The organism is Kribbella pratensis (assembly GCF_004365355.1).
In the GTDB taxonomy this organism is placed as follows: domain Bacteria; phylum Actinomycetota; class Actinomycetes; order Propionibacteriales; family Kribbellaceae; genus Kribbella.
Map to the genome: position 1 here is coordinate 2,834,196 of NZ_SODP01000001.1, position 12,058 is coordinate 2,846,253.

The window sequence follows — 12,058 nt, forward strand, 5'->3', positions numbered from 1 at the left end:
CCCCGGTGTCCGTTCGACGGGCGCCTTCAGCCCGACGCCGGCCGTCCGACCACGCGACGGCCGGTGTCGGACTGCCAGTACAAGACCGACCGCCCGGACCGGCGGCGTTCCAGCAACCCGCTGTCAGTCAGCACCCGGAGGTGGTCGGAGATCGTCGCCAACGACAACCCGGTCGTCGCGACCAGCAGCGTCGTGCTCACGGGTGACGCCGCCTCGACCAGGATGCGCGCACGGTTGCGCCCGAGCAGTTGCACCAACGGCTCGTCCGGTGTCGCCGTCGGCGCGAAGATGCCGGTGACCGGGTAGGCCAGCGCGAAGCGGTCCGGCAGCCGCCAGCTCACGTTCACCCGCTGCGTGTGCGCCGCGATGAACATCAGGTCCCGTCCGCGAACATCGGTCGGCGGATAGTCCCAGCGGTTGACCTGGATCCGCCCCTCGCCGAGCCAGCGCACGTCCGGCCCGAGCCCACGCAGTACTCCCGACCAGCCCTGCTCGCTGAGGCGCGACGTCCGCGACACGATGTCGGCCTGCAGCACCCGCAACCGCCGCGGCCAGTCCGGCTCGATGGTCGCGCTCCAGATCCACCGCAACAACCCGGCGGCCGCAGCAGCCAGTCCACGCGTCTCGAGCAGGATCGACGGCAACGGCGTGCGTACGACGCTCAGGTCCGAGCGGATGTGGTCGTCCGATAGCGCGAGCAGCGGGCCGAGCTCCTCCTCCAGCGCGAGATCCGGTTCGAGCGGCGGGACGGTGAAGAAGTCGGCCGCCCAGCTCGTCCCGAACGCGCTGTCGACGATCGCCGCCCAGACCGGCTCGGCCGCCAGCTGAGCGCGGTACGCGGCGTGGTGGTGGTCCTTCCACGGCCGGTACCACGGCTCGACCGGCGCTCGCAGCAGCTTCAGCGCGGACACGGTCTCGGTGAGCTGCGACGTACCGAAGCGCGCGTTCGCCAGAGTGTCGGCATCGACCAGGAACTCGGACAACGTTTCGCCTCCACCCGAAACTGTAGGTGCTCGACGGACCGCGGTCGATGCTCCCTGACATGAGCAGGAGCATGAGCACCTACACGCAGATCTTCGCCAACCGCGAGTTCCGCAACCTGTGGATCGGCAGCGCCCTGGGCAATGCGTCCTCGACGATGACCAGCCTCACGCTGGCGATCGTGGTCGACGCCACGACCGGGTCCGCGCTGCTGGCGGCGATGATCATGTTCGGTCCGTCGCTCGCGCAGGTGCTCGGTGTCTCGACGCTGATGTCGGCCGCCGACACCGCACGGCCCCGGCGGATCCTCACGGTGCTCGCGGCCGGTTCGGCCGTTGCGGTCGGCATCCAGGCGGCCCTCGACCTCTCCCCCGGCCTGCGTCTGGTTCTCTCGCTCACCCTCGCGTACGGCCTGTCGATCGGCGCCGGTGTCCGGTACGGCCTGCTCGGCGAAGTGGTGCAGGACGACCAGTTCATCCTCGGCCGCTCCGCGATGAACCTGTCCGTCGGCGCGATGCAGATCGCGGGGTTCGGTATCGCGGGCATCCTGCTCCAGGCCGTCAGCCCATCAACCGTCCTCTGGATCGCGACCGGCTTCGCCACCCTCGCCGTACCGGTCGTCCGGTTCGGGCTGCAGGACCGTCCTCCACGCCGCGTCGCGCGGACGGGGCTCGCCGAGACCTGGCGCGGCAACCGCGCCCTGCTCGCCCAGAAGCGCACCCGCCCGCTCCTCCTCGCGCTGACTCTTCCCAACGGCCTGATCGTCGGCTGCGAAGCCCTCTTCGTCCCGTACGCCGGACCTCGCGCGGGCTGGCTGCTCGCCGCGGGGGCCGCCGGGATGATGAGCGGTGATCTCACCGTCGGCCGGTTCCTCACCCGCAAGGGCCGCCGGGTTGCGGCCCGGTGGCTCCGGTTCGTGCTCGCCGTACCGTTCCTGGGCTTCGCGTTCCAGCTACCGATCGCTGTGCTGTGCGTACTCGTCGCCGTCGGCAGCTTCGGCTACTCGGCCTCCCTTGCCCAGCAGGAGGTTCTCGTCGACCTCACACCGGCGGAGCTGCGCGGTCAGGTGCTCGGGCTCGAGTCGGCCCTACGCGGCACGACGTTCGGTGTGGTCGCGATCCTGGCCGGTGCTCTGGCCGACCTGACCTCGGCCGCCCCAGCGATGACGGCCTTCGCGGCCGCGTCCCTGATCGTCTCCGCGATCCTGACCCGCCCGCTGTCCCGGGTGATGCGGCCCGCCGGCTCGATAGGCTCGCAACATGGAAGTGGTCCGGCTCCGGAAAGTTTCGAAACAGTACGGGCGGCGGGAGATCCTGGCTGACGTCGACCTGCAGGTGAGCGCGGGCGAACTGCTGGCACTGGTCGGCGCCAACGGCTCCGGCAAGTCCACGGTCCTCAGGTTGATGATCGGCCTGTCCCGGCCGTCCGCCGGATCGGTGCAACGCAACGTCACCGTCGTCAGCTACGTCCCGGATGTGTTCGCGTCGCACGATCGGCTCTCGGCGTCGGCGTACCTGAGGCACATGGGACGGATCCGCGGCCTCAGCACGCGTACGGCGCAAGCACGCGCCGACGAGCTACTGGACCGGCTCGCACTCTCGGGCGGTGCGGACACACCGATGCGGAAGCTGTCGAAAGGCAACGCGCAGAAGGTCGCGCTCGCTCAAGCACTCCTCAGACAACCTGAGCTCCTCGTCCTCGACGAACCGTGGGCCGGTCTCGACGCCACCGCTCACACCACGTTGCGCGAACTCCTCACCGAGACCGCCGCACACGGCGCCGCCGTCGCCTTCACCGAGCACTCCGCCCAGGTTGTCCGTTCAACGGCAACCCGGGTCTGCGAGATCGAGCGCGGCCGGCTGACGGCGCTCACCCATCAGACAAGTTTGACCGAGATCTCGATGGTGCCCGGCGCGGACATCGATTGGTCGCGGTACCCGGACGTGGTCGAAGTACGACCGCACGAGGCAGGCATCACGTTGACGGTTCCGACCGGCCGCCACGACGCAACACTGCTGACGGCCCTGCAACACGGCTGGTCGGTCACGACGGTCCGCCAGGTGAGGTCCGAGTGACTGCCCTCTATCGCTACCTGCTCACGAGCGTCCTGCTTTCGCAGCGCTACCTCCCGCCGACGCTGATCTTCCTGGCCGCGCTGGCCGTCGGCACGACGTCGGACAACGGCCCACTCCAGTCGTCGTACGCGTTCTGCGTGCTGGCGATGCTGGTGTGTACGACGTGGCTGACCGTGAGCATCGTCAATCACGAGGACCCGACGCAGCGGCAGATCACGGTCGTGACGGTGGGAAGCTCGCTGCGGGTTGTGGCGACAACTGTCGCGGTCGTCGTGACGTGGTGTGTGCCGCTGCTGATCATCGGGCTGGTCTACCCGATCGTCACAGGCAAGCATGTCGTCACTGCGGGCGATCTCGCGGTCGGTGCGGCCGCGCAACTCGGCGCCGCGCTGGTCGGCGCGGCGATCGGGCTGTTGTGTTCACGGCTGGTGATCCGGCGGATCGGGATCGCGATGCTGACCGCGGCCGCGGCGATCCTCGTCGTACTGCTGCTGCGCTGGGTCTCCCCGATCCGCCCGATCATGACCGTGCTGTCGAACGACAGGACGGCAGGCGCCAACGCCGTACCGCTCACTCTCCTGGCTGCGCTGTCGGTGGTCCTGCTGGTCGCAGCGGTCTACTTGACGAAGGCCCTCGCGGACCGGAAGGAATGATCAGGACGCTGCGACGGAGGACAACTCGAGCGGTGCGGCCGAGCCGCGCACGATCAGGGTCGTCGCCAGCTCGACGTGGTGCGAGGCGACCTGCTCGCCGGCGGCCAACTGCAACGCCGTACGGAGTGCGACCGCGCCCATCTCGCGCAGTGGCTGCCGCACCGTGGTGAGCGGCGGCGACGCGAGCCGCGCCACCTCGGTGTCGTCGAAGCCGACCAGGCTGAGGTCCTCGGGCACCCGCAGACCACGCGCCCGCGCCGCCTCGAGGATCCCGAGCGCGACCTCGTCGCTGCCGGCGAAGATCGCGGTCGGCCGGTCCCGCAGATCCAGCATGAAGGAACCGCCGGCGACGCCGTCGTCGTAGAGGAAGTCGCTCAGCCAGATGTACTCCGGTGGCACCGTCGCACCGACCGCGTCCATCGCGCTGCGGAAGCCGCTCATCCGGGCCCGGTTGCAGCCCGAGGTCGGCTGGCCGCCGACGTACCCGATCCGGCGGTGGCCGAGGGACAGCAGGTGCTGGGCGGCGGCCATGCCGCCGGCGAAGTTCGTCGACCCCACACTCGTGACGTCGGGCTGCGGGATGTTCGCGGGGTCGATCACCACGAGTGGCAGCCGGGCGCGCGCCAGCGCGGCCAGGTCGGCATCGGCCAGTTGGCTGGTGAGCCCGATCGCGGCCCGCCGGCCGTTGCCGATGAGCGCACGGATCCATCGCGCCGCCCGCCCGCTGCTCGACGCCTGCGGGTGCGGCGGGTGCGCGTTCAGGACGACGTCGATGCCCTCGGCCTGGCCTGCCTCGACGACGCCCTGGATGACCTGGACCGAGTAGGCGTTCAGCACGCCCTGGTAGAACAGCTCGATCGTGTCCCGCTGCACCGGGTCCGGGCGGCGACCGACGTACCCGTGCTTCTCGAGGATCTCCTGGACCCGCGCACGAGTGACCGGCGAGACGTCGCTGCGCCCGTTCAGCACCTTGGAGACGGTGGCGACCGAGACACCAGCGGACCCGGCCACCGTCGCCAGGGTGACGCGACCCTTCAACCGAGTCATCTGGTCACCCTCCTCCTGGATCCTCTGCGATCGTGACCGGCGTCGTCAGGACCCGGTCGTGTCCCACCACCCTCACATCACCGGTGATCCGCACCGAAGCGCGACACGGCAGGTCGAGCGACGACGTGCCCATCATCACTTCGAACTCGCCGGGCTCGACGATCCGTCTCAGATCCGGGCCCGTGTAGGCCGTGCGATCGGCGTGCACCTGGAACGTGACATCGACGCCCTGCCCCGGCTCGAGCGACACCCGCGCGAACCCGGTCAGCAGCTTCAACGGCCGGGCGACCTGGGCGACGACGTCCCGCAGGTACAACTGAACGACCTCGTCACCAGCACGCTCGCCGGTGTTCTGCACCCGCACCGTCGCGGTGAACTCACCGTCGCTGGCGATCTCCGGCGTGCTGAGTCTGAGGTCGCCGACCTCGAAGCTCGTGTACGACGCGCCGTAGCCGAACGGGTGCAACGGCCGGACCTCGAGACCGCTGATCCCGGCACTCTCCACACTGCCGAGCGCCGGCTGCAGGTACGTACCGGGCTGCCCTCCGACATGCCGCGGAATCTGGACGGGCAACTTCCCGCTGGGCACGATCCGCCCGCTCAACACACCGGCGATCGCGGCCGCACCTTCTTGGCCCGGGATGAACGCCTGCACGAGCCCGGCGACCCGGTCCGCAAACTCTCCGAGCGCATACGGCCGCCCCGAAACCACCACCAGGACAACCGGCTTCCCGGCGCCGAGCAACGCATCGAGCAACTGCCCCTGCACCCCCGGAAGCCGCAGGTCCTCGGCGTCGCATCCTTCACCGGACGTCCCATGCCCGAACAGACCGGACAGATCGCCCACGAACGCGACCACTGCATCGGCTTCGCGGGCCGTCGCAACAGCCTCGTCGAACCCGGAGCGATCGTCGCCCATGACCTCACAACCCTTTGAATACGAGACCTCCACGCCGGCCAGCTCCTTGCGCAAGGCATCGAGCGGCGTCGCGATCTCGATCCCCAGCCCGCGCTCGGGGTACCGCGGAAGCACATGATTCGGGAACGCGTAACAGCCCATCAAGGTGCGCGGATCGTGCGCCACCGGCCCGACGACGGCAACCTTCGCGAGGTTGGTCAGCGGAAGCGCCGTGCCCGCGTCCAGCAACACCACGGACTTCTCTGCCAGCTCGGCCGCGATCGCACGATTCTCCGCCGAGTCGAGCTCGACGGACGCCTGCACCGAACCCTCCGGCGTCCAGTCCTCGTCCAGCAGGCCGAGCTCGATCTTCTGCAGCAGCAACCGCCGCGCTGCCCGGTCCACGAGCTCCTCGGACACCTCGCCCGACTTCACCTTGTCCACCAGCCCGGCGAACCCGATCGTGTCGGGCAACTCGACGTCGGTCCCAGCCGTCAACGCCAGCGCGCCGGCGTCCGCATTGTCTGCCGCGACCCGATGCATCGACGCCAGGAACGGCACCGCCCAGTAGTCCGAGACGACGGTCCCGCCGAAGCCCCACTCACCCCGCAGTACGTCGGTGAACAGCCACGGGTCCGCACTCGCGGGCAGTCCGTCGATGTCGGCGTACGAGCTCATCACCGACTCGGCGCCGGCCGTCGCGATCGCGGTCTCGAACGTCGGCAGGATGATGTCGAGGAGCTCGCGCTTGCCCATCGACACTGGACCGTGGTTGCGGCCGGCGCGCGAGGCGGAGTACCCGGCGAAATGTTTCAGCGTCGCGATCACGCCCGCGCTCTGCAGACCTCGCACGTACGCCGAGCCGAGGATCGCCACCAGGTAAGGGTCTTCGCCGATCGTCTCCTCGACGCGACCCCAGCGATAATCGCGGACCACGTCGAGCACCGGCGAGAGTCCCTGATGTACGCCGACCGCGGCCATGTCCCGTCCGATCGCGGCTGCCATCCGCTCGACCAGCGACGGGTCGAACGTCGCGCCCCAGGCGATCGACGCCGGATAGACGGTCGCGCCGTACGTCGTGAAGCCGGTGAGGCACTCCTCGTGGACCAGTGCGGGAATGCCGAGTCGGGAGTTCTTCAGCACCACCTCGTGCTGCCGGACCACCTCGGCGATGCCCTGCTCGACCGACAGCGGGTAGCTGCCCCAGACCCGGGTGAGATGACCGAGGCCCTCGCGGCTCGCGTCCTCCAGCGACTGCGAACCGCCGGCCGAGAAGACGTCCTCCATCGGCGCGACGTTGATCGTCTCGTCCTCGGGAAGGTCACTGTCGGCCATATCGTTACCGGCCCAGCGACTGCCCAGCTGGGCGACCTTCTCCTCCAGCGTCATCGCCTGCAGCAGCAGTCCGACCCGCTCGGCGGCAGGGAGCGCCGGGTCGCGCCAGGGCCGGTCAGTCGAGTTGGACAAGAAAATCTCCCTTGATGAACGTTCTTTTCGGTGAGCAATTATCGAAAAGTTTTCGAAACTCTACCGACATCCCGGCGATCGGCCTAGGGACCGTTATTCGCCTGTAACAGCAGGCATTTACGTGACCTCACTGTGACCCCAAAGTGCCCTTAGTTCAAGTCTTGACAGCACTATCTCCGAAACCTATGTTTCGAAAACAAGTCATATCGGCAGGTGCTTCCGCAACCTGCGGGGCAGCATGGAGTACGGAGATCACAGTGGATCCGATGACGACATCCCGTCGTACCTTCCTAGGCATGGTCGGCGGCGGCGCATTGGCGGCCGGCCTCGCGGCCTGCGGCAGCTCCGGCCCGAGTAGTACGCCCGGTTCCACCACCGGAGCGGCGGCCGGCAGCGGCACGACGTACTGGTTCCTCACCGGTCAGCCCCAGCAGGGCATCCGGGAGGCGCAGGTCAAGCGGTTCAACGACGCGAACCCGAACAGCAAGATCAAGACCACCGAGTTCCAGAACGACGCGTTCAAGGCGAAGATCAAGACCGCCATCGGCGCGGGCCAGGGCCCGACGCTGATCTGGGGCTGGGGCGGCGGCGGCCTGAAGGCGTACGTCGAGGCCGGCCAGGTCGAGGACCTGACCGACTGGTTCAACCAGCAGACCGACCTGAAGAACTCGATCTTCCCGTCGGCCTTCACCGCGGCGACGGTCAACGGCAAGCTCTACGCCGTGCCTGGCGAGACCGTCACGCCGATCGTGCTGTTCTACGACAAGCGCTCGTTCGAGAAGATCGGCGCCCAGCCGCCGCAGTCGTGGGGCGACATCATGGACCTGGTGCCGAAGTTCAACGAGAAGGGCATCGCGCCGTTCTCGCTGGGTGGCCAGTCCCGCTGGACCAACATGATGTGGCTGGAGTTCCTCTTCGACCGCATCGGCGGCAGCGAGGTCTTCCAGAACATCTACGACGGCAAGAAGGACGGCTGGTCCGACCCGTCCGCGCTCAAGGCGCTCGACGAGATGCAGAAGCTGATCAAGGCGAACGGCTTCATCAAGGGCTTCTCGTCCATCACGGCCGACTCCAACGCCGACCAGGCACTGCTCTACACCGGCAAGGCCGCGATGATGCTGCACGGCGCCTGGACGTACGGCAACATGAAGTCGTCCGGCAAGGACTTCGTCACCGGCGGCCACCTCGGCTACATGAACTTCCCGCCGGTCGACGGCGGTAAGGGTGACCCGTCCGACACCGTCGGCAACCCGGGCCAGTACATGTCGATCTCCTCCAAGGCGAGCCAGGCCGACAAGGACAACGCCAAGAAGTTCATCGCGAACAACACCCTCGACGACGCCACGGTCGACGCCTGGGTGAAGTCCGGCAACATCCCGGTCGTGAAGAGCGCGAAGGACAAGCTCTCGTCGATCTCCGACAAGAACGACTCCGAGTGGCTGAACTTCGTCTACGACACGGCGGCGAACGCGAAGAACTTCGCCCAGTCGTGGGACCAGGCCCTCAGCCCGACGCAGGCCGAGACCCTGCTCGACAACATCGCCAAGCTCTTCCAGCTGTCCATCTCGCCGCAGCAGTTCGCCGACAACATGAACGCGGTGATCGGCCAGTGAACCTGTCACACCTCGAAGGCCAGGAGATTCCATGACCGTGACCGCTCCGCCCGTCGTCCCGGCGACCGGCCGCAATGTCTCGTCCGACGCCGGGGGGTCCCGCGTCGGGCGGAGCGGTCCGGTCGCCTGGATGGTGCTGCCCGCGCTGGTGCTGTTCGTCGTGTTCGGGGTCGTGCCGCTGATCGGCGTGGTCGTGCTCAGCTTCACCCAGTGGGACGGCCTCGGCCCGATCCACGCGAACGGGCTCGCGAACTGGCGCTCGGTGCTGTCCGATCCGCAGACGTGGCACAGCGTCTACGTGACCTTCGAGATCATGATCCTGTCCTGGGCGGTGCAGACCCCGATGAGCCTGCTGCTCGGCACGTTCCTGGCCGGCCGGCAGCGGTACCGCGCGTTCCTGGCCGTGCTGTACTTCATCCCGCTGCTGCTCAGCTCGGCCGCGATCGCGATCACGTACAAGGCCCTGCTCGATCCGAACTTCGGCCTCGGCGCGGGCCTGCACATCGGCTTCCTCACCCAGGACTGGCTCGGTAAGAGCAACCTCGCGATCGCCGTGGTGATCTTCATCGTGTCCTGGCAGTTCATCCCCTTCCACTCGCTGATCTACCAAGGCGGCGTACGGCAGATCCCGACCACGATGTACGAGGCGGCCTCGATCGACGGCGCCGGCCGGATCCGGCAGTTCTTCAGCATCACCATCCCGCAACTGAAGTACACGATCATCACGTCGTCGACCCTGATGGTGGTCGGCTCGCTGACCTTCTTCGACCTGATCTTCGTGCTGACCGCGGGCGGCCCCGGTGACGCCACCCGGGTCCTCGCCCTCGACATGTACAAGCGTGGCTTCATGTCCAACCAGATGGGTCCCGCCAGCGTGATCGCATCCATCATCGTGCTGCTCGGTCTGGTGCTCGCGCTGCTGCTCCGGCGGCTCGGCGGCAGTACGACGGCCAGCCAGCAGGAAGGTGCCTGAGATGGCGATCGCAACCACCTCGAGTACGTCGACCCGTCGCGCCCGCGGCGGACCGGTGCGCGCGCACAAGCTGCTCCAGCTGAACTGGTTCGGCGGACTGGCCGGCTGGATCTGGCTCGCGATCGTGGTGATCCCGCTGTACTGGATCGTGGTCACCAGCTTCAAGGACCAGAGCGACTACTTCACCCAGAACCCGTTCGCCCTGCCGTCCGCACCGACGTCGGAGAACTACAAGCTGGTTATCGAGTCCGACTTTCCGCGGTACTTCATCAACAGCGTGATCGTCACCATCGGCACGATCGTCCCTGCAGTCGGGATCTCGTTCATGGCGGCGTACGCGATCATCCGCGGCGCCGGCAGCAGGTTCCTTGCCGGGGTCAACGGTATGTTCCTGATGGGGCTCGCGATCCCGCTGCAGGCGACGATCATCCCGGTCTACCTGCTGATCATCAAGATGCACCTGTACGACAGCCTGCTCGCGCTGATCCTGCCGTCCGTCGCGTTCTCGATCCCGCTGTCGGTGCTGGTGCTGTCGAACTTCATCCGCGACGTACCGAAGGAACTGTTCGAGTCGATGCGGGTGGACGGCGCGACCGAGTGGGGCATGCTCCGCACACTCGCGTTCCCGCTGACCCGGCCGGCGCTCGTGACCGTGAGCATCTACAACGGTCTGGCCGTCTGGAACGGGTTCCTGTTGCCGTTGATCCTGACCCAGAGCCCGGACAAGCGCACGCTGCCGTTGGCACTGTGGACCTTCCAGGGCCAGTACAGCGTGAACGTTCCGGCGGTCCTGGCCTCGGTCGTCCTGACCACGCTGCCGATCGTCATCCTGTACGCCGTCAGCCGCCGGCAACTGCTGTCCGGTCTCACCGCCGGTTTCAGCCGCTAGACCCCTCTGCTCGGCGCGTTGGTCAGAGCCGTCTGCTCGCGTCCCGGCTCGTCCGGGACGCGAGCACCGGTCTGCCGAACGCGCCGTTCGGACGCCATTCAGAACTGTCGTGCGAATACCCCCTTTCGGAGCCACGCGCATGGACGTGCGTGGCGGGGGGCTTCAACAGGGAGGCAAGAGTGCAGGATCGCCATGGACCTGTGAGCAATTCGACCAACCTGAGGCCGCAGATTTCCCGCCGGGTGTTCCTCGGTGCGGGCGCAGCAGCGGCGGCAGGCGTGGGCTTGGGCCTTACAGGGCCGGCATTCGCAGACCCGGGCCCGGCCGGTAATCCGGGTAAACCCGGCGGGGAGGTTCCGTTCGGACCCGTCGTGGTGGCTGGTCAAGGCGGGCGCACGTCCTACGCCCGCGCTGTCCGGCTCGGCACCTCGGCGCCGGGCAAATCGCAGACCCTGCTCGCAACCTACCAAGGCGGCGGCCCGGGGTTCCCTCTTTATCGCAGTGATGACGACGGCCGCACCTGGGCCAAGCAGAGCAGCGTCCCGAACGCCGGCACGGCGACCGGGGTGTATCTGCAGCCGTTCCTCTATCAACTGCCCCGCGCGTTCGCCGGTCTTCCCAAGGGCGCGCTTCTTTTCGCGTGCAACTGGCTCGGCACGAACTTCAGCAGCACGAACATCCAGCTGTACGCCAGCACGGACGCCGGCCTCACCTGGCAGTTCCTGAGCACGGTGGCCCAGGGTGGACCGGCGAACACGACGAACGGCGCGACGCCGGTGTGGGAGCCGTTCCTGCTGCTGCACAACGACAACCTGATCTGCTACTACTCCGACCAGCGAGACCCCAACTTCGGCCAGAAGCTCGCGCACCAGACCAGCACGGACCTGCACACGTGGGGTCCGGTCGTCGACGACGCGACCGGAACCGCCTACGCCGAGCGGCCCGGCATGACCACGGTGGCACGGCTGAAGGGCGATCTGTGGATCATGACCTACGAATTCGGCGAGCCCGACGACCCGACCAACCCCGATCAGAACAACTACTCGTACCACGTGCACTACCGGATCGCGAAGGACCCGGAGTCGTTCCGGTTCTCCCCGGACACCCCGCTCGTGGACCAGAACGGCTCCGCCCCGAACGGCGCTCCCGTCGTGACGTGGTCGCAGTCGGGGGGCGTGAACGGAACGATCATCGTCACGGGCAACGACGATCAGGACTTCTTCATCAACCGCGAGCTCGGCGCCCCGGGGGCCTGGACGCGGTTCTCGTCGCCGATGCCGGCCGGCTACAGCCGGTTCACCATCCCGCTGGAGGGCCCCGGGGACCCGCAGAACCGTGGCCTGGTCTTCGTCATCACGGGAGCGCAGTACGGCAAATCCGGCCCCGTCGAGGCGGGCATCATCTCGCTGGACAACTGACGGCCGGAGCCTTCGCGATTTGAGCAGCTAGATCCTTCTGCTCG

At 67.8% G+C, this 12,058-nt stretch carries 10 protein-coding genes; 7 read left to right on the forward strand and 3 right to left on the reverse strand.

Going from position 1 to position 12,058, the window contains the following annotated elements:
- Nucleotides 1–26: 26 nt before the first annotated feature.
- Nucleotides 27–983, reverse strand: coding sequence for an ArsR/SmtB family transcription factor (locus EV653_RS13365; RefSeq protein WP_134102298.1), 957 nt, complete (start codon nucleotides 981–983; stop codon nucleotides 27–29).
- Nucleotides 984–1,042: 59 nt separating this feature from the next.
- Here EV653_RS13365 and EV653_RS13370 point away from each other — a divergent pair, with 59 nt between their 5' ends.
- The 3 genes from EV653_RS13370 to EV653_RS13380 are packed head-to-tail and all read left to right on the forward strand — an operon-like array spanning nucleotide 1,043 to nucleotide 3,709.
- A complete protein-coding gene (locus EV653_RS13370; protein WP_134102302.1) occupies nucleotides 1,043–2,302 on the forward strand; it encodes an MFS transporter in 1,260 nt (419 codons plus the stop codon).
- Nucleotides 2,241–3,056 carry an ABC transporter ATP-binding protein gene (locus EV653_RS13375; RefSeq protein ID WP_134102305.1) on the forward strand — a complete coding sequence of 272 codons (816 nt, stop codon included), beginning with the start codon at nucleotides 2,241–2,243 and terminating at the stop codon, nucleotides 3,054–3,056. Before EV653_RS13370 ends, EV653_RS13375 begins: the two co-directional genes overlap by 62 nt.
- Entirely contained in the window at nucleotides 3,053–3,709 is a 657-nt protein-coding gene (locus tag EV653_RS13380; protein WP_134102308.1) for a hypothetical protein, read from the forward strand. Before EV653_RS13375 ends, EV653_RS13380 begins: the two co-directional genes overlap by 4 nt.
- Here EV653_RS13380 and EV653_RS13385 read toward each other — a convergent pair whose 3' ends face one another.
- Entirely contained in the window at nucleotides 3,710–4,756 is a 1,047-nt protein-coding gene (locus EV653_RS13385) for a LacI family DNA-binding transcriptional regulator (RefSeq protein ID WP_134102311.1), read from the reverse strand. It abuts the gene before it with no gap.
- Nucleotides 4,757–4,760: 4 nt separating this feature from the next.
- Entirely contained in the window at nucleotides 4,761–7,121 is a 2,361-nt protein-coding gene (locus tag EV653_RS13390; RefSeq protein WP_238159708.1) for a glycoside hydrolase family 3 N-terminal domain-containing protein, read from the reverse strand.
- A 266-nt stretch (nucleotides 7,122–7,387) separates the two neighbouring features.
- Between EV653_RS13390 and EV653_RS13395 the strand changes: the two genes are divergently transcribed.
- The 4 genes from EV653_RS13395 (at nucleotide 7,388) to EV653_RS13410 (ending at nucleotide 12,014) form a co-directional block, all read left to right on the forward strand.
- Entirely contained in the window at nucleotides 7,388–8,734 is a 1,347-nt protein-coding gene (locus EV653_RS13395; RefSeq protein WP_134102314.1) for an extracellular solute-binding protein, read from the forward strand.
- A gap of 31 nt (nucleotides 8,735–8,765) precedes the next feature.
- Complete coding sequence (locus tag EV653_RS13400) at nucleotides 8,766–9,707, forward strand: carbohydrate ABC transporter permease (protein WP_134102318.1); 942 nt, start codon at nucleotides 8,766–8,768, stop codon at nucleotides 9,705–9,707.
- Nucleotide 9,708: 1 nt separating this feature from the next.
- Nucleotides 9,709–10,596 carry a carbohydrate ABC transporter permease gene (locus EV653_RS13405; RefSeq protein ID WP_134102321.1) on the forward strand — a complete coding sequence of 296 codons (888 nt, stop codon included), beginning with the start codon at nucleotides 9,709–9,711 and terminating at the stop codon, nucleotides 10,594–10,596.
- A gap of 371 nt (nucleotides 10,597–10,967) precedes the next feature.
- The gene (locus tag EV653_RS13410; RefSeq protein WP_202871586.1) at nucleotides 10,968–12,014 is read left to right on the forward strand and encodes a sialidase family protein; all 1,047 of its coding nucleotides are present in this window, start codon (nucleotides 10,968–10,970) and stop codon (nucleotides 12,012–12,014) included.
- Nucleotides 12,015–12,058: the final 44 nt, after the last annotated feature.